The 17,415-nt window shown below is 74.7% G+C and carries 13 protein-coding genes; 4 read left to right on the forward strand and 9 right to left on the reverse strand.

Translation table 11 applies throughout. From position 1 onward, the window contains the following. Nucleotides 1-134: 134 nt before the first annotated feature. The 3 genes from ETD96_RS08230 to ETD96_RS08240 are packed head-to-tail and all read left to right on the forward strand — an operon-like array spanning nucleotide 135 to nucleotide 1,733. Nucleotides 135-344: an MbtH family protein gene (locus tag ETD96_RS08230; protein WP_138635693.1), complete on the forward strand. Its 210-nt coding sequence runs from the start codon at nucleotides 135-137 to the stop codon at nucleotides 342-344. Beyond that, nucleotides 337-999: a GNAT family N-acetyltransferase gene (locus ETD96_RS08235; protein WP_240807375.1), complete on the forward strand. Its 663-nt coding sequence runs from the start codon at nucleotides 337-339 to the stop codon at nucleotides 997-999. Before ETD96_RS08230 ends, ETD96_RS08235 begins: the two co-directional genes overlap by 8 nt. Continuing rightward, nucleotides 996-1,733 (forward strand): thioesterase II family protein, encoded by a 738-nt coding sequence (locus ETD96_RS08240; protein WP_138635694.1) that lies wholly within the window; start codon nucleotides 996-998, stop codon nucleotides 1,731-1,733. The genes ETD96_RS08235 and ETD96_RS08240 overlap by 4 nt, the downstream gene beginning before the upstream one ends. A gap of 90 nt (nucleotides 1,734-1,823) precedes the next feature. Here the strand turns inward: ETD96_RS08240 and ETD96_RS08245 are convergent, their stop codons facing one another. Next, nucleotides 1,824-2,882: a S1 family peptidase gene (locus ETD96_RS08245; RefSeq protein ID WP_171068920.1), complete on the reverse strand. Its 1,059-nt coding sequence runs from the start codon at nucleotides 2,880-2,882 to the stop codon at nucleotides 1,824-1,826. 323 nt (nucleotides 2,883-3,205) lie between these two features. Between ETD96_RS08245 and ETD96_RS08250 the strand changes: the two genes are divergently transcribed. After that, nucleotides 3,206-4,195, forward strand: a complete 990-nt coding sequence (locus tag ETD96_RS08250) for an ABC transporter ATP-binding protein (RefSeq protein WP_138635695.1) — start codon at nucleotides 3,206-3,208, stop codon at nucleotides 4,193-4,195. On the opposite strand, the gene ETD96_RS08255 is transcribed toward ETD96_RS08250, so the two are convergent. The 8 genes from ETD96_RS08255 to ETD96_RS08290 form a co-directional block, all read right to left on the reverse strand. Then, nucleotides 4,192-7,905 (reverse strand): glycosyl hydrolase, encoded by a 3,714-nt coding sequence (locus ETD96_RS08255; protein WP_138635696.1) that lies wholly within the window; start codon nucleotides 7,903-7,905, stop codon nucleotides 4,192-4,194. The genes ETD96_RS08250 and ETD96_RS08255 overlap by 4 nt on opposite strands. Next, nucleotides 7,902-8,729 carry a carbohydrate ABC transporter permease gene (locus ETD96_RS08260; protein ID WP_240807377.1) on the reverse strand — a complete coding sequence of 276 codons (828 nt, stop codon included), beginning with the start codon at nucleotides 8,727-8,729 and terminating at the stop codon, nucleotides 7,902-7,904. The genes ETD96_RS08255 and ETD96_RS08260 overlap by 4 nt, the downstream gene beginning before the upstream one ends. Beyond that, complete coding sequence (locus tag ETD96_RS08265) at nucleotides 8,726-9,676, reverse strand: carbohydrate ABC transporter permease (protein ID WP_240807379.1); 951 nt, start codon at nucleotides 9,674-9,676, stop codon at nucleotides 8,726-8,728. Before ETD96_RS08265 ends, ETD96_RS08260 begins: the two co-directional genes overlap by 4 nt. A gap of 3 nt (nucleotides 9,677-9,679) precedes the next feature. Further along, nucleotides 9,680-10,948 carry an ABC transporter substrate-binding protein gene (locus tag ETD96_RS08270; RefSeq protein WP_138635697.1) on the reverse strand — a complete coding sequence of 423 codons (1,269 nt, stop codon included), beginning with the start codon at nucleotides 10,946-10,948 and terminating at the stop codon, nucleotides 9,680-9,682. Further along, nucleotides 10,945-13,737, reverse strand: a complete 2,793-nt coding sequence (locus tag ETD96_RS08275; protein ID WP_138635698.1) for an alpha-L-rhamnosidase — start codon at nucleotides 13,735-13,737, stop codon at nucleotides 10,945-10,947. Before ETD96_RS08275 ends, ETD96_RS08270 begins: the two co-directional genes overlap by 4 nt. 229 nt (nucleotides 13,738-13,966) lie before the next feature. Continuing rightward, complete coding sequence (locus ETD96_RS08280; protein WP_138635699.1) at nucleotides 13,967-15,379, reverse strand: FGGY-family carbohydrate kinase; 1,413 nt, start codon at nucleotides 15,377-15,379, stop codon at nucleotides 13,967-13,969. A gap of 55 nt (nucleotides 15,380-15,434) precedes the next feature. Further along, nucleotides 15,435-16,496, reverse strand: coding sequence for an NAD(P)-dependent oxidoreductase (locus ETD96_RS08285; protein ID WP_138635700.1), 1,062 nt, complete (start codon nucleotides 16,494-16,496; stop codon nucleotides 15,435-15,437). A 65-nt stretch (nucleotides 16,497-16,561) separates the two neighbouring features. After that, the gene (locus ETD96_RS08290; protein WP_138635701.1) at nucleotides 16,562-17,350 is read right to left on the reverse strand and encodes a DeoR/GlpR family DNA-binding transcription regulator; all 789 of its coding nucleotides are present in this window, start codon (nucleotides 17,348-17,350) and stop codon (nucleotides 16,562-16,564) included. Nucleotides 17,351-17,415: the final 65 nt, after the last annotated feature.

Raw genomic sequence — 17,415 nt, forward strand, 5'->3', positions numbered from 1 at the left:
GCGGCCGGAGAACCCGGAGGAGCCGGGCGGCCAGTCCTTTCGGGCCACCTCACGGCAGACACCCCATCAGCCACACCCGGCTCCTCTGGGCGCCGGAACCTCAGTTCCAACACCAACAACCCTAAGGAACCCCCATGTCGAACCCCTTCGAGGACCCGGACGGCACCTACCTCGTGCTCGTCAACGGCGAGGGCCAGCACTCGCTGTGGCCGTCCTTCGCCGACGTCCCCGCCGGCTGGACCGTGGCCAAGGACGCGGACACCCGGCAGGCGTGCCTCGACCACATCACCGAGAACTGGACGGACATGCGGCCGAAGAGCCTGATCGAGGCCATGGGTGAGTGAGGGGGGCTGGGGACCGCCCCCGGGAGGCGCCGCGCTGGAGATCGCCGCGGTCACCGAGTGGACGATGGAGATGCGGGACGCGGCCGACCTGCGCCCCGCGCCGCTGCCCGGCGTCGAGATGACGTTCACCCTCGCCGCGCTGCCGTCCGCCGACGTCAACCGCGCCCTGTACGCGGCGGTCGGCGCCCGCGTGTGCTGGACGGACCGCTTCCCGTGGTCCTACGAGCGGTGGCTGTCCTGGGTCGAGCGCCCCGAGCTGTCCACCTGGATCGCGATGGCCGAGGGCACCGTCGCGGGCTTCTTCGAGATCGAGGCGCAGCCGGACGGCGACACCGAGATCCACCTGCTCGGCCTCACGCCCGCGTTCGTCGGCCGCGGCTACGGCGGCTACCTCGTGGAGCAGTGCACCCGCCGCGCCTGGCAGCGCGGCGAGCTGTGGGCGCCGGACGCGGGCCCCGCGTCCCGGGTGTGGCTGCGCACCAGCAGCCTCGACCACCCGAACGCGATCGCGAACTACCGGCGCCGGGGCTTTAAGGTGGCGGCGGAGACGACCGCGCCCAAGCTCGTGCCGGATCCGCGGGTCGCGCCGTGGCCGCTGCCCCACGACCCCCGGACGGCCTCCCGGCGGCACGAGGAGGAGGAGTTGATCACGTGACCTGGTTCCGCTGCGCCGAGACGCGGCCGTGGGCGTCGATGCGGCTGTTCTGCCTGCCGCACGCGGGCGGGTCGGCGGTGTTCTACCGGCCGTGGGCCAAGGAGATCAGCCCGGCCGTGGAGGTGCACGCCGTCCAGTACCCGGGCCGCGCCGACCGGATGGGGGACGCGCTCGTCACCGACGCGCACCAGCTCGCCCGGCTGATCGCCGGCGCGATGGCGCCGCTGATGGACCGTCCCGCCGCGCTGTTCGGGCACAGCATGGGCGCCGTCCTGGCCTACGAGGTGGCGCGGCTGCTGCAGGAGCGCGGCAGCGCCCCGGTGCACCTGTTCGCGTCCGGGACGCGGCCGCCGGACGACCGCGGCGGCGACCGCCGCGTCTCCGACCTCGACGACGACGGCGTGGTCGCCGAGATGGTCGAGCTGGGCGGCACCGACGCGGAGGCGTTGCAGGAGCCGGAGCTGCGCGAGCTCGTCCTGCCGTACGTGCGCAACGACTTCGCGCTGATCGAGGACTACGCGCACCGGGCGGGGACGCGGCTCACGGTCCCGATCACCGCGATCGTCGGGGACGCCGACGCGCACGTGTCGCCGGAGCAGGCGCGGGGCTGGGCGCGGGCCACCGACGGGCGGTTCGCGCTGAAGGTGCTGCCCGGCGGCCACTTCTACCTCGCCGATCAGCAGTCGGAGGTCATCGCCGAGGTGCTGCGCACCCTGGAGGTGCCCGCCGGCTGACCCCCGGCACGGCGGACGGGCCGCCCCCACGGAGTCCGGGTGGGGACGGCCCGCCCTTTCACGGTGCCGTCCGCTCGGGGAGCGGCGGCATCAGTAGACGCTCAGGCCGTAGCGGCTGAGCGGCTCGGTGACCGGCTGGAAGAAGGTCGTCCCGCCGGAGGAGCAGTTGCCGCTGCCGCCGGAGGTCAGGCCGAGCGCGGTGGACCCGGCGAACAGGGAGCCGCCGCTGTCGCCGGGCTCGGCGCACACGGTGGTCCGGATGAGGCCGCTGACGCTGCCCTCCTGGTAGTTCACCGTCTGGTTGAGCGCGGTGACCCGGCCGTTGTGCAGGCCGGTGGTGCTGCCGCTGCGGTACACGGTCTGCCCGACCGCGGCGTTCCCGGCGCTCGTGATGTCGCGAGTGCCGGACCCGTACAGGCTGACGCTGCCCTGCGTGTCGGTGGGCGTCGAGCTGTACTGCACGACCCCGTAGTCGTTGCCGGGGAAGCTGCTGGCCACGGTGCGGCCCAGCGTCCGGCCCGAGCTGTCGGTCCAGGTCGTGCCGATGTTGGTGCAGTGCCCGGCGGTGACGAAGTAGTACGTGCTGCCGGACCGGACGTTGAAGCCCAGCGAGCAGCGCGCGCCGCCGGTGTAGATGGCCTCGCCGCCGCGGGTGAACTTCTGGAACTTCCCGGCGACCCGCTCGGTGCGGACGGCCGCGCCCTGCTTGGCGGCGGCGGCCTTCACCTTGGTGAGCTTGGCGCCCGTGACCGTGCTGTCCATGCTGAGCACGACCTGGTTGGACGCCGGGTCGACGGCCCAGGCGGTGCCCGGGACGGTCGCCTCGCGCTTCAGCGCCGCCATGACCTTGTCGAGGTCGGCGCCGCTGCGCGACACGGTCTGCGGCACCGCGCCCGCGGCGCGGACCGCCTGCGCGGCCTGCGCGCCGGTGACCGTGACGACCAGCTGTCCGCCCTTGAGGTAGGAGCCGGCGGACTGGGAGCCGAGCTGGTGCGCGAGCGAGGTGGCCAGCGTGCCGGGCGCCGCGGGAGCTGCGGGCGCGGCGGGGCTGGCGGACGCGGCGGGAGCGGCCGCGAGGGTGGCGGCCACGAGACCGGCCGCGGCCGTGGTGACGGCGGCGGCGGCGACGCGCCTGTGACGGTTGTTCACTTGTGCCTCCAGCGGGGGGATTGGCGCACCCTTGTGGTGCGCCGGAGGTCTTGGACATGGTGTAAGACCGGCAAGGCGGACGAAAGACGCAGAAGGTGCCTAATTACGACCGCGCGCGTTGTCACCCTGGGGGCGTGCGCGTGGTCAGTCGGGCCGCGTCCGCCCGCACCCCGCGAAACCGAACGCGATTATGTTTCGGGATGGGCCGGGCGGCCACTGGGCCTCCCCGGCGCGGCGTTCCGCACGTACAGTCGGGAGGACGGGGGATCGGGCCGACGACGCGGATCCCCCCGCCCCCCGGTTCCCCGGCACGGGAGTGCCCCATGGGTGTCGAGATCCGGGTGGAAGGGCTGCGGAAGTCGTTCGGGCGGCAGGTCATCTGGGAGGACGTGTCGCTCACGATCCCGGCGGGCGAGATCTCCGCCCTGCTCGGGCCGTCCGGCACCGGCAAGTCGGTGTTCCTGAAGAACCTCGTCGGGCTGCTGCGCCCCGACCGCGGCCACGTCTACGTCGGCGGCGGCGACGTCCCCCGGCTGCGCGAGCACGAGCTCTACGAGATGCGCCGCCAGTTCGGCGTGCTGTTCCAGGACGGCGCCCTGTTCGGCTCCATGAACATCTACGACAACATCGCCTTCCCGCTGCGCGAGCACACGAAGAAGGGCGAGTCGGAGATCCGGCGCATCGTGCTGGAGAAGATGGACATGGTGGGCCTCAGCGGGTCGGAGGACAAGCTGCCCGGCGAGATCTCCGGCGGGATGAAGAAGCGGGCCGGGCTCGCCCGCGCCCTCGTCCTGGACCCGCAGATCATCCTGGCCGACGAGCCGGACTCCGGCCTCGACCCCGTCCGCACCGCCTACCTCAACCAGCTGTTCGTCGACCTCAACACCGAGCTCGGCGCCACCTTCCTCATCGTCACCCACGACATCGGCACCGCCCGCGTCCTGCCGGACAACCTCGGCCTGCTGTTCCGCCGCGGCCTGGTCATGTTCGGGCCGCGCGAGATGGTGCTGTCGAGCACGCACCCGGCGGTGCACCAGTTCTTCAACGCGCGCCGCGAGGGCCCCATCGGGATGGCCGAGGAGCGGGACGCCGCCGACACCGCCGCCGAGCCGCGCACCCCGCCGATGCCGGCGCCGATCCAGCCGCAGCTGATGCCGAGCGACGGCCGGATGCGTCCCGCGATGCGGCGCCCCGGCGCCTGGCTGCGCGAGCACGGCATCACCCCGCCGCCCGGCTCGTTCGTCGACGAGCAGGGCCGCGACTGGCTCAACGACTGGGACGCCCTGGCGGCGCAGCGCCAGTGGCGCCCCTAGCGGGCGGGCCGCTCCGGGAAGGTTCTGAGGACGACCGGGCCGAGCAGGCCGGAGGTCCGCTGGCCCGCGAAGACGAAGTGGGTGGGACTCGTGTCGTCGAGGTGGGGCGCGAGGGTGCCGTAGACGGTGACCTCGATCTCGTTGCGGCCGGCGCGCAGGGCGGGGCCGAGGTCGAAGGCGTACGGGGAGCAGATCCGCACGCCCGCCGCGCGCCCGTTCACCGCCACCTCGGCGGTGCCGCGGACGCGGCCGAGGTCGAGTTCGGCCGCGCCGGGAGCCGCCGGCAGGTCCAGGACGCGCCGGTAGCGGACGCCGCCGCTGTATCCGGCGAGCCCCGCGTCCTCCCAGTCGCCGAGCTCGATCGTGCCCGCGCCGGCGGTGAACGCGACCGGCCCCGCGAGCGCCGCGCCCCCGCGGTGCTCCGGACGGGTCCGCAGCCGCAGTTCGGCGGTCGCGGCCGGCCGCGCGCCGCCGGGGAGTTCGAGGTCGAAGCGCCCGGCGCCGTCGTGCGCGGCGGGGAGCGGGACGCCGTCGAGGAGGACGGCGGTGACCTCGGCCCGCGCGGTGAAGCGCATCCGCGTCGCACCCGGCGGCACCGCGAAGCGCAGCCGCTCGGCCCCGGGCGGGGCGCCGGGGTCGGCGAAGGCCGCGGGCAGGACGGCGCCGTCGCCCGGGGCGTCCTCCAGCCAGTGCGCGCCGGGCAGCGGGTGCGGGCGGCGCCGCAGGTGGAGGGCGGCGGGGTCGCCGGTCTGCGCCCGCCGGGGCACGACGGCCGCCGCGGCGTCGTCGCGGGACGCGGTCCAGCCCGCGCCGGACACGACCGGGCCGTCCACCAGCACCGCCGCCGCGCTCGCGCCCTCGGTGAGGACGAGGGTGAGGCGGGCGCCGGGCGCGTCCGGCAGGTCGTAGCGGCCGACGCGGGGCGCCGCCTGCTCGGCGTAGGGGTCGAAGCCGCCCTGCCGGCCGATCTCCGCCCCGTCGAGCAGCACGCGGCACGGGGACGCGGACGCCACCTGCAGGACGGACGGGCCGGTACCGTCCGGCAGCCCGGCGGTGAAGGCGACCCGCGCGCCGGGGCGCGGGGCCCCGCCCGCGGTGATCCACTCGGGCCGGACGCAGCGCGCCGGGTCGGTCGCGACGGACACGTGCCCGCGCAGCCGCACGTCCTCGTCGGGGACCAGGCGGATCTCCAGCAGGTGCTCGCCCGGTGAGAGCGGCTCCCCGGCCACCGCGAGGTAGCCGCGGTCGTCGAGCGCAACCTCGGTTTCGTCCACGAGGAGAGTCTTGGCGGCGGCGAAGCCGAGCACGGGGAAGCCGCCGGGAGCGGGCACGGTCACGCGGGTGCGCAGCACCACCGCCTGACCGGCCTCGACGTCGCCGAAGTCGAGGAACTCCTCGGGCACGTGCCCCTTCGGGCCGAGCACCTGCCGGTGGACGGGGTCCTTGCGGATGCCGCGGGTGTCGGAGTAGACGACCGGCTGCCACTCGCCCCCGGCGGACCAGCGCCCGTGCGGGCCGAACGTCGCGTAGGCCGGGGTCCACTCGGGGTCGTCCTCCGCTCGGTGCCAGAACTGCCAGCGCTCCACCGGCGCCATCTCACCGGCGGGGCGGGCGAAGTCGCCCCAGGTGTTGTCGAGCGTCGGCACCAGTTCCATGTCCCAGGTCGAGCCCAGGTCGAGTTCGGTCGCGGGGCGGCGCGGGACGGGCGCCGCCGCCTCCTCCGGACGGTCCGTGTCCATGCCGGAGCCCGTGCCGGGGAACACCAGCAGCGCGGCGGGGCCGTCGTCGAACGGCACGACGACCTCCGTGTCCGGGCCCGCCGTGGTCGCGGGCAGTTCCCGGGGCGGGCCGCCGAACGGGCTCACCAGGTACGCCGGGCCCGTTACGCCGCGGACCCGGACCGGCATGTCGCGGTGGTAGCGGCCGGGGTCGAAGTCGTAGGTCACGTCCAGCCAGCCGAGGTCGATGCCGCGCTCGTCGGGGCGGCCCACCGACACGCGCGACGCCATCGACTCGGCCGCCGTCACGAACACCACCGTCGCGCCGTCCACCTCGCGGACCAGGGCCGGGACCGGCGCCTCGACCCGCCGCGCCGACTCCAGCACCGGGCCGAGCGCGGCGGCGTCCGGCACCGTCTCCAGGAGTCCGGCCAGCCGGGCGACGGCCTCGCCGGCGCCCGGGTCGCCGACGCCGTGCCGGGGCGGCGGGCCGACGGCCACCACCCGGCCGCCCGCTTCGACCAGCGCGACCAGCCGCCGGGCCGTCTCCCCTTCGAGGACCGTGCAGGCGGGGAGCAGGACCGTCCCGTAGGACTCGTCCGCGACGTTCAGCCGGCCGTCCGCGACCGCGGCGCGCTGGACGGAGTCGTCGTCGATGACGTCGGCGTCCACGCGGAGCCGGTCGAGGGCGCCGGGCACCATCTGGAACCACGCCATGTCGCCGGTCAGCGCCCGGTACGTGTCCTGGGCGAGGGCGGCGGAGGCGTCCACGCCGTCGAGCCGCGTGCCCGCCTGGGCCGTCGCGGTCGGGAACAGCACGGCCGTGTCGCAGACATGGCGGCCGAGCGACAGGGCCGCGCACAGCCGCGCGACCGCGTCGGCGAAGACCCGGTGGTGCGGCCAGTAGGGCTGCCGCCAGTCGGTCGAGGGCGGCGCCCACTCCCACCAGCCCGCCTTGGTCGAGTAGTAGACCGCGTGCGGGTTGTAGAGGGTCGCGCCGGCGCGCAGCCACGGCAGCAGCCAGTCGAAGGTCTCCTCCAGCGTCCCGCCCCACCCGCTGGAGTGGAACGCCTCGATCCACACCCGGTCCCGGCCGTACAGGTGGGCCAGGGACGCGTGGATCCGGGCGTCGCCGTGGTGGTCGGAGCCGGGCGCGCCGAACCAGCGGTGGGTGCGGGCGTAGTCGGCGTACAGGCGCACGCCGTCCACCGGGTGCCCGGCGCGGGCCGGGTCCTGCTGGTCGCAGCCGTGCAGCAGCCCGTGCCGCTCGTGCCATTCGGCCAGCGGCCGGAAGAACGCCTCCTCGGCCAGTTCCGCGCGGGTGAGGTGGTAGTCGCGGCGCACCTCGCCCGCCTCCGCGCCGCCGCCGTCCTTCCACAGGGCCGGCAGGTGCGGGGTCGGGTCGTAGCCGCGGCGGGCGGCGAACTCCGCCGCGAACCCCTCCGTCCAGGTCGGCAGCGCGGGCAGCTCGTCCTGGAAGGACCCGGCGATCACGCTGCCGAAGCGGTGTCCGAGCCGCCGCTCGAACTCGCCGTGGACGCGGTCGAGCAGCTCCGCGCACGCCGCCGCCGACAGGTAGTCGAAGCCGCGCGCCGACGTGCTCCCGTCCGGCTCCAGCCACTGCCCGGCGAACCCGGGGACGTCGCGCACCAGCCGCGCCTGGAGGTCGGCGCCGGAGAAGCCGAGCTGGTCGTAGAACCACAGCGACGTCCCGAGCCGGGCGGCGTCCTCGCACACCCCGTCGAGCAGCTCCCACCAGGCGTCGGTGAAGAACGCCGGGTCGTCGGCGTCGGAGCCGAACATCGGGCCGGACGGCGCCAGGTTGAGGATCACCAGGTTGTGCACGCCGCCCGCGGCGAAGCGCTCCAGCTGGTCGCGCAGCCGCCGCCGGTCGAGCCGCTCGCCGCTCCACCACCAGATGGGCGCGGGGGAGTACGCGCGGGGCGGCGCGTCCAGCACCGCCCGGAGCCGCTCCGGAATCACCGGGCTCATCCCTTCAGCCCGCTCGCGAAGCCCTTGATGACGTAGCGCTGCAGCACCAGGAACACCGCCAGGATCGGCAGCGAGGCCAGCACCAGCCCGGCGAACACGAGCCCGTTGTCCGAGACGTACTGGCCGACGAAGGAGAAGATCTTCACCGGGACCGTCTCGCGGGTCGAGCCGCCGAGGTACAGCAGCGGCGTGAAGAAGTCGTTCCAGATGAACACCGCGTTGAGGATCAGCACGGTGCCGGTGATCGGCCGCAGCAGCGGGAACACCACCCGGGTGAACGCCTTGACGTGGCCCGCGCCGTCGATCAGCGCGGCGTGCGCGTAGTCGGCCGGCAGCGCCCGGATGAACCCCGTGTAGAGGAAGATCGTGAAGGGCAGCTGGATCCCGGTGTAGAAGATGATCATCGCCGGGTAGGAGCCGAGCAGCCCGGCCCCGTCCACCAGCTTGAACAGCGGGATCATGCCGAGCTGGAACGGCAGCACGATGCCGAGCAGGAACAGCACGTACAGGCCGTAGCCCAGCCGGGACGCCTGCCGCGACAGGAAGTACGCGGCGAACGAGCCGATCGCGATCAGCGCCAGCAGGCTCACCACCGTGATCACCGTGCTGTTGAACAGCGCCGGGCCGAGCTCCGCGCGCGTCCAGGCCGCGGAGTAGTTGTCCAGCGCCGGGTCCGACGGCAGGGCCAGCGGCGACTCGGCGACCGCCCGCTGGTCCTTGAGCGACAGCGTGACGAGGGCGTACACGGGGAACAGGAAGGCGACGGCGACCGCGATCATCACCAGTTCCAGCCCGAACGTCCGCAGCCCGTACCGCACGTTCACGCGCTCACCTCCCGGCCCCTCAGGTAGTGGATCTGCACCATCGACACCGCCGCGACGAACAGCGCCAGCACCAGCGCGATCGAGGTGCTGTAGCCGTAGTTGCCGAAGACGAACGCCTGCTTGTACAGGACGGTCGACAGCGTCTCGCTGGCGTGCCCCGGCCCTCCGCTCGTGGCGGCGTAGACCTGGTCGAACAGCTTGAGGCCGCCGATCGTCGACAGCATCAGGTTGATCGTGACGGCGGGCGCCAGCATCGGCCACGTCACGTTCCGGAACCGCTGGAAGCGGCCCGCGCCGTCGATCATCGCGGCCTCGTGCAGCTCGGCGGGCACGCCCTCCAGCCCGGCCAGGAAGATCACCATGGAGTACCCGGCGAACTGCCAGATCACCATGCCCGCGACCGACCACAGCGCCAGCGACGGGTCGCCCAGCCAGTCCTGCCGCAGCGCGCCGAGCCCGACCGCGCCGAGGACGCCGTTGAGCCCCGCGCCGGGCGCCGGGTTGTAGATGTACTTCCACAGGAACGCGACCATCACCGGGCTGACCACGGCCGGCGCGAAGAACACCACGCGCAGCACGGTCCGCGACTTGATCTTGGCGTGCACGCCGAGCGCCAGCAGCAGCCCGATCCCGTTCTGGACGAACACGATCGCCACGGTCAGCAGCAGCGTGTTGACCAGGGAGCCGCGCGCGGCCTCGTCGCGGAACAGCCGGGTGAAGTTGTCCAGCCCGTTGAAGCCGCGCTCGCCGAGGCCGTTCCAGTCGGTGAAGGCGTACACGACGCCGCTGATGCTCGGGTACAGCACCACCAGCGCGTAGACGGCGAGGGCGGGCGCCGCGAACCACCACGGCGGGGACAGGAAGCGGGCGCCCCGCCGCCGGCGGCGGCCCGGCGCGCCCGGCGGCGCGGCGGACTTCACCGGGGCGGGGCGAGTGGTCGAGGTCACGGGTCAGTTCTTCCGGTAGGTCTCGTCCAGCTTCTTCAGCGCCGCGTTCACCGACGTCTTGCCGCCCAGCAGCTCCTGGACCACCGCGAAGTGGGCGGGCTGCACCTCGGCGTTCGGCCACGCCTGGTCCATGAACGGCACGGCCTTGTTGCCGTCGATGAACGGCAGGAACGGCTCCAGCACCGGGTCGATCTTGGACGTGGAGTCGCGGCTGAGCGGCACGCAGGCGACGGTCTCCGCCCACCGGTTCATGTTCCGCTGCTCGCCGAGGAACTCGATGAACGCCTTCGCGTCGTCCACGTTCTTGCCGCGCGCGCTCACCCCGAGGCCCACGACGACGCCCGCCGGGATCCACACCTGGCCCGCGTCGTCGGCCCCGGGCACCGGGAACATGCCGAGGTCGGCGGCGTCGGCGGCGGACTTGCGGAAGTCGGGCAGCACGGCCGACACCTGGATCGCCATCGCGGCCTTGCCGGTGGCGACCATCGCGGTCTGCTGCTCGAACGTCGTGCCGTTCGGGTTGTCGTTGAAGTACCCGCGCTTCTGCAGCTCCAGGTACATCTCGAAGGCGTCCGCCCAGCCCGAGCCGGCGAAGCTCGCCGACCCCGCCTGCATCTGCTCGTCGAACTTCGGGTTCTTGGCGTAGACCGTGGACGGGACGAGCGCGTAGGTGATCAGCTGGGTGACCCACTGGGTCTGCGCGCCCAGCGCGATCGGTACCTTGCCCTTCTTCTTGATCTTCTCGCAGACCTCCAGGAACCCCGACCACGTGGTGGGCGGCTCGACCCCGGCCTCCTGGAAGACCTTCTTGTTGTAGACGGCGCCGATGACGCTGGACCCGGCGGAGTAGATGTAGGTCTTGCCGCCGTTCTGGAACGCCGGCTTCAGCCCGGCCGGGATCCGCTTCGCCCACGCCTGGTCGCTCAGGTCGGCCAGCAGGCCCGCCTGGGAGATCTGCGCCATGCTCATCGCCGAGCCGTTGCCCGGGTACACCACGTGCACGTCGGGGGCGTTGCCCGCGCCGAGCTGCGTGCGCACCGAGGTCTGCACCTGGTCGGTGGGCGCGTAGGACGCGTTGAACTTGCTCTTGGTGTACTCCTTGATCAGCAGGTCGAGCGGCTTCTGCTGGTCGGCGACCCCGACCAGCCGCAGCGAACCGCCGCCGCCGCCCGAACCGGACGTCCCGCCGCAGGCCGCCAGCGCTCCCATGGCGGCGACGCCGCCGGTCAGCCCCAGGAAGCCGCGGCGGCTGAGCCCCGTAGACGATGTCATGAGTCCTCCTCGAATCGCGGCCCTGCGCCGCGATGGCTGTGCGCGGCCGGGGCCGCCGGTGTGAGCGCGGCCCCCGGATCCGGCGCGGTGAAGCGGTAGTCCCCCGAGGACACCCGGCAGCGGAGCGTTCCGTGCTCGGCGCCGAGGACGTCGATCCCGGCGGCGTCGGCCACCGGGACCCCGCTCTCGCGCACGCCGCCGGGATCGCCGGCGGGCACGTGCACGATCGCGGTGGCCCCCGGCGGCACGCCGACCTCCAGCCGCAGTTCGCCGTCCGCCCGCGACCACGCGGTCCGGACGGTGCCGCGCACCGACTCGTAGGCGGCGCGCGCCCAGTCCAGCCCGCCGGGCCGGGGGCGGACCAGCAGCTCGCGGTAGCCGGCTGAGCCGGCCGCCTGGCCCAGACCGGCGACGCCCTGGTAGAGCCATTCGCCGATCGAGCCGAGCGCGTAGTGGTTGAAGGAGTTCATCGCCGCGGCCTGGAAGCCGCGCTCCTCGGTGTAGCCGTCCCAGCGCTCCCAGATCGTGGTCGCGCCGTGCCGCAGCGGGTGCAGCCAGGACGGCGGGTCGGTCCTGCGCAGCAGCGCGTGCGCGAGGTCGGGCCGCCCGCACTCGTCCAGCACCGGGGCGAGCAGCCCCACGCCGAGGAAGCCGGTGGTGGTGCCGGGCCCCGCCGCCTCGACCAGTGCGGCGAGCCGGTCGGCGGCGGGCCGGACGAGGCCGTCCGGCAGCAGCCCGAACGCCAGGGCGAGCAGGTAGCCGGTCTGGGTGTCGCCGGAGACCCGGCCGTCCGGCGCGACGAAGTGCTCGGCGAACGCCGCGCGGACGCGTGCCGCGAGCGCGCCGTACCGCTCCGCGGCGTCGCGCCGGCCGAGGACCTCGGCGGCGCGGGCGGTGAGGTCGGCGCTGCGGGCGAAGTAGGCGGTGGCGACGACCTCGCGCGGCGTCGGCTCGGGGGCGAGCCAGTCGGCGAAGTGCGGCCCGACGCGGTACCGCCACACCAGGTCGGGGTTGTGCCGGTGGACGTGGTCGACCCAGGCGCACATGGCGTCGAGGTTGCTCTCCAGGAAGCGCTCGTCCCCGTACACGCGGTACAGGTGCCAGGGGACGATCACCCCGGCGTCGCCCCAGCCGGGCGCGCCCTCGTCGGCGACGCCGGCGAGGCGCGGCGCCACGTTCGTGAACGCGCCGCCGGGCGACTGCGCGCCGCGGACCTCCCGCAGCCAGCCGTCGAAGAAGGCGGCGACGTCGGCGTTGAGGCAGGCGGTCGGCAGGAACACCTGCGCGTCGGCGAGCCAGCCGAGCCGCTCGTCGCGCTGCGGGCAGTCGGTGGGGACGCTGACGAAGTTGGAGCGCTGCCCCCAGCGGATGGCCCGGTAGAGGCGCTCGACGTCCGGGTCGGAGCAGGCGAACTCGCCCGTCCACGGGGTGTCGTTGTGCAGGACGACGCCGGTGATGTCGGCGGCGTCCAGTTCGGCGAGGCCCGTGACCTCCGCGTAGCGGAACCCGTGGTAGGTGAAGCGCGGCTCGAACACCGCCTCGGCGTCGTCGCCCGCGATGAGCACGTCCGTCGCGTCGGCGGTGCGCAGGTTGTCGGTGTAGAGGGCGCCGTCGCCGTCCAGGGCCTCGGCGTGCCGGACCACCACGCGCTTGCCGGGGGTGAGGCCGCGGGCGCGCAGGCGGACGCGGCCCGCGAAGTTCTGGCCGAAGTCCACCAGGTGCCGGTCGCCGCCGGTGCGGGTGACGGTGCGGGCGGGCAGTTCCTCCACGGCGCGGACCGGCGGCGCCACCGACGCGGTGATCAGGCCGTGGTCGGTGCCGGTGACCTGCGCGGGCCGCCAGTCGCCGGCGCCGCCGAACGCGGGCCGGTCCCAGCCCGGGGTCTCGCGGCGCAGGTCGTGGCACTCGCCCTTCAGCAGGTCGGCGTACCGGACGGGGGAGCGGCGGGTGAGCCAGTCCCCGCCGGTGGCGATGACCTCGTGGCGGCCGTCGGCGTGGTCGAGGTGCAGCTCCGCCAGCAGCTCCGGGAACGCTCCATAGTGGGCGCCGAGGCGGCGCGGGTCGAAGCCGACGAAGCCGCTCCACCAGCCGTCGGCGAGCGTGCAGGCGAGCACGTTCTCGCCGGCGGCGACGAGCGCGGTCACGTCGTGGACCTGGTAGTCGACGCGGTCGCGGTAGTCGGTCCAGCCGGGCGCGAGCTCGGCGTCGCCGGCGCGGCGGCCGTTCAGCCGCATCTCGTACAGGCCGCGGGCGGTGACGTACAGGCGCGCGCGGACGGGCGCGGCGTCGGCGTGGAACGCGCGCCGCAGCCGGATCGCGGGCTGCAGGCCGTGGTCGGCGAGGGCCAGCTCGCCCTCTTCGGGCGCGTCCACCACGTCGAGGTCGCCGGTGTCGTGGGTGATCCAGGACGCCCGCCACGCCGCGGGGCCGAGCAGCCCGGTCTCGAACCAGGAGGCCGCGGCGGCGGTCGCGCCGTCCCCGGCGGTGACGGCGACCTCCCAGCGGTAGCGGGTGCGGGGGCGCAGCGGCGCGCCCGCGTAGCGGACGGACACCGCGTCCGGGTCGGCGACCTCGCCGGTGTCCCAGACCTGCGTCCCGGCCTCGGCCTCGGGGGCGCCGGTGGGGACGGCCCAGACGCGCACCCGGTACCGGGCCTGCGCGTCGCCGCGCCGGGGGGAGGAGAGCCGCCACGCCAGCAGCGGGGCGGGCTCGTCGATGCCCAGCGGCTCGGTCAGGTGCGCGCAGCGAAGGCCGTAGGGCGCCAGTGCCGCGGTGCGGTCGCCGCTCATGCCTCCGCCTCCGTTCGTTTCGTTGTCATGCGGTTTTAACACTTATCGATGTGAGATGGAGCGTAGAGATACCGAGATTGGGTGTCAAGATGTCAGGTAGATCACATTGGCGCATCCCGGTGTTTCCGGCATCTGCCACGGTCACACCGCCTGCGACAGGGGATGTTCAGGCAGGTGCGCCCGCGCGTGAGCGCGGTAGATCAGGGTGCGATAACAACGTGAACGAGTGTTATAAACCGGCGCGCCAGCGCTCGCGAGCGGTGTCCACGCGCGCCAGGTAGTCCCGGTACTCCGCGTCGTGGAAGGCGGCCCGCGCCGCGTCCGGGTCGCGCACCGACGCGGGGCGCGTCCACGCCGCCGCGTCCAGCCCGTGGCCGCCCGCGAGCACCGCGCCCCGGGCCCCGGCCTCCTCGGCGGCGACCCGCAGCGGGCGGCCGAGGACGTCGGCGAACAGCTCCAGCCAGCGCGCGCTGCGGGTGCCGCCGCCCGCCACCGACAGCGCGCCGCGCAGCCCGGCGGCGTCCAGGCAGTGCCGCGCCGCGTAGGCGATGCCCTCGCAGGTCGCCCGCACCAGGTCGGCGGTGGTGGTCTCCAGGCTCACGCCGGTGATCTCCGCCCGCGCCGCCGGCTCGACGAACGGCGCGCGCTCCCCCGAGGGGGAGAAGAACGGCAGCACCCGCACGCCGCGCGCCCCCGGCGGCGAGGCGGCCAGCAGCCCGTCCAGGTCGCGGTGGGACGCGCCCACCCGCGCCAGCACCCATTCCAGCGCCGCCGTGCCGACCATCGCGGGCATGCCGCGCAGCCACCGGTCCGGGTGCCCGGTGGCGAAGTGGAACCCGGTCGGCGGCCCGTCCAGCGCGGGCTCGTCCACGACGGCCAGGCAGGCCAGCGTCGTCCCGATGATCAGCAGCCCGTCGCCGGGCTCGGTCACCCCCGCCCCGAGGGCGCAGGCGGGCACGTCGAAGGGGCCGGACGTGACCGGCGTGCCGGCCGGCAGCGGGACCCCGTCGAGGGGGACGCCCCGCGGCAGCGGCGCGGCGACCGGCGCGAGCAGGCCCGCCCGGTGCGACAGCCCGCAGGCCGCGAGGGCTCCGGGATCGTAGTCGCGCCTGCGGGGATCGAGGAACGGCACCGAGGCGTCGCTCGCGTCGGTGGCGCGCACCCCGGTGAGCCGCTGGAACACGACGTCCTTGCAGTAGGCCGCGGTCGCGGCGGCGTCGAGCGCGGCGGGCTCGTGCCGGTCCAGCCAGGCGAGCAGCGGCGCCGGGCAGCCGGGGAACAGCGCGTTGCCGGTGCGCGCGAAGACCTCCGCCGCCACGCCGCTCGCCGTCCACTCGGTGACGATCGCGGCGGCGCGGCCGTCCATCCAGGAGATCGCGGGGCGGACGGGCCGGGCCCGCCCGTCGACCAGCCACACGCCGTCGCCCTGGCCGGTCACGCCGGCGGCCCGCGGCCGCCGGCGCGCGGTGAGCGCGCCGAGCACCTCCAGGGCGGCCGCGACGACCTCCTCGGTGTCCTGCTCGACCCGGGCGTCGCCGCGCAGCGTGCGGGCCGGGCGCGACTCGACGGCCAGGGCGCGGCCGTCCTCGTCGAACGCCGCGGCCTTCACCACGGACGTGCCGACGTCGATCCCGACGTACATCGTCGACCTCCTCGTCTGCTCGGAGCGGGGACCGCTCCCCGGCGGCGGGGCCGGGTCAGCCCGGGTTGAGGCAGTGCGCCAGCGGTTCGCCCCGGTGCAGGCGGCCGACCTCGGCGGCGACGATGCGGGCCGCCCGCTCGGCCACCGCGCGGGACGCGCCGCCCAGGTGCGGGGTCATCACGACGCCCGGCAGCCCGAACAGGCGCGAGCCGGCGGGCGGGGGCTCGACGGCGAAGGTGTCCAGGCCGGCGCCCATCAGGTGGCCCGACTCCAGCGCGTCGCACAGCGCGTCCTCGTCCACCAGCGGGCCCCGGGCGCAGTTCACCAGCACCGAGCCGGGCGGCATCAGCGCCAGCTCGCGGGCGCCGATCATGCCGCGGTTCTCCGGCGTGAGACGCGCGTGCAGGGAGACGACGCGGGAGCGGCGCAGCAGGTCGTCCAGACTCGCGGCGAAGCCGCTCCGGGGGGTGTGGGGTGTCGGCCCCCCTCGGGGAACGCCGCTCATGTCGGCGCCGCCCGGCAGGTACGGGTCGTAGATCTGGACGTCGGCGCCGAAGCCCTCCAGGATGCGGGCCACCCGGCCGCCGACGGCGCCGCCGCCGACCAGCCCGACGGGCGTCCCCTCCAGCTCCAGGCCGGTCGCCTCGTAGGTGTAGTAGCGCCCGCCCCACTCGCGGCGTCCCGCCAGCGCGGCGTGGGTCTCGGGGATGCGGCGCAGCACGGAGAGCATCAGCCCGACGGTGTACTCGGCGGTCGCGGTCGCGTTGCGGCCCGGCGCGTAGCAGACCCGCACGCCGTGCGCGGTCGCCGCCTCCAGGTCGACGTTGACGGGCCCGCCCCGCGCGACGGCCACGAGGCGCAGGCCGGGGGCGTTGCCGAGGACCTTGGCGGTGACGGGGGCCATCTGGGTGACGCACGCCTCCATGCCGGCCAGCGCGCCGATCATGGTGTCCTCGTCGCCGGACGCCTCGTCCACCTCGGCCACCGGGCCGAACGGCACCTCCGGCCACGGCAGTTCCAGCCGGCGGACTTCGGCGGCCCCGCCGAGCTCGGCGTCCAGCGCGCCGGCCAGCAGGTCCGGCAGGACGAAGCGGTCTCCCGCGGCAAGGACTCTCATCGCGTCACTCTCATGGGGGGCGTCTCCCATCGGGGGTCTCGGGTGTGCGGGCACGGGGCCCGGGGTCAGGTGGCGGCCACCTCGTAGGCGACCTTGTGCTCGTCCAGGTCGCGCAGGACCTCGCCGCTCGCGCCGTCGTCGACGATGACGCGCTCGAACGCCGACAGCGGCGCCACCCGGTGCAGCGCGACGCGGCCGAGCTTGGAGTGGTCGACCAGCAGCACGTTGCGCGCGGCGGCGTCGAGCATGGCCCGCTTGACCGACACGATGTGCTGCTCCTGGTGGTAGGCGAACCCGCCGGAGACGGCGGAGGTCGACACGAAGCACAGGTCGACGTGGAGCGAGGTCACGGCGTCCACGCAGGGGACGCCGAGGAAGGAGTCGTGCAGCGAGTCGTACTCCCCGCCGAGCGCCATCAGCCGGATGCCGCGCTCGCGGGCCAGCAGGTTGGTGGTCTCCAGGAAGTTGGTGACCACCGTCAGCGGGGTGATGCCGCCCAGGCGGCGGGCCAGCGCCAGGGTGGTGGTGGAGTCGTCGAGCATCACCGCCATGCCGGGCTCCACCAGTTCGGCGGCCTTGGCGGCGATGGCGTCCTTGGCGGGCCGCATCGACTTCATGCGGTAGGCGACGTTGCTCTCGAACACGCCGGAGGGCTGCGCGGTGACGCCGCCCCGGTACTTGCGGACGATGCCCTGCCGCTCCAGGTCGTCGAGGTCGCGGTGGATCGTCATGAGGCTCACGCCGAACCGCTCGGCCAGGTCCCCGGCGGTGACCGAGCCCGCGGACAGCACATGGTCGGCGATGGCCTGGCGGCGCGCGTCCGGCCCGCGCCGGCCGCTGATCTCCTTCGTCATGCTGCGATCCTCTCGCGGCCGCCCGCCGGGGACCGGCGATCCGCCACCCGCACGGGCGATATCAA

Source organism: Actinomadura geliboluensis (assembly GCF_005889745.1).
Lineage (GTDB): Bacteria > Actinomycetota > Actinomycetes > Streptosporangiales > Streptosporangiaceae > Spirillospora > Spirillospora geliboluensis.

Bases quoted from the DNA above. Each gene is read 5' to 3' on its own strand.
- ETD96_RS08230 (WP_138635693.1), top strand. From the start codon at position 135: ATGTCGAACCCCTTCGAGGACCCGGACGGCACCTACCTCGTGCTCGTC.
- ETD96_RS08250 (WP_138635695.1), top strand. From the start codon at position 3,206: ATGGGTGTCGAGATCCGGGTGGAAGGGCTGCGGAAGTCGTTCGGGCGG.
- ETD96_RS08255 (WP_138635696.1), bottom strand. From the start codon at position 7,905: ATGAGCCCGGTGATTCCGGAGCGGCTCCGGGCGGTGCTGGACGCGCCG.
- ETD96_RS08270 (WP_138635697.1), bottom strand. From the start codon at position 10,948: ATGACATCGTCTACGGGGCTCAGCCGCCGCGGCTTCCTGGGGCTGACC.
- ETD96_RS08275 (WP_138635698.1), bottom strand. From the start codon at position 13,737: ATGAGCGGCGACCGCACCGCGGCACTGGCGCCCTACGGCCTTCGCTGC.
- ETD96_RS08280 (WP_138635699.1), bottom strand. From the start codon at position 15,379: ATGTACGTCGGGATCGACGTCGGCACGTCCGTGGTGAAGGCCGCGGCG.
- ETD96_RS08285 (WP_138635700.1), bottom strand. From the start codon at position 16,496: ATGAGAGTCCTTGCCGCGGGAGACCGCTTCGTCCTGCCGGACCTGCTG.
- ETD96_RS08290 (WP_138635701.1), bottom strand. From the start codon at position 17,350: ATGACGAAGGAGATCAGCGGCCGGCGCGGGCCGGACGCGCGCCGCCAG.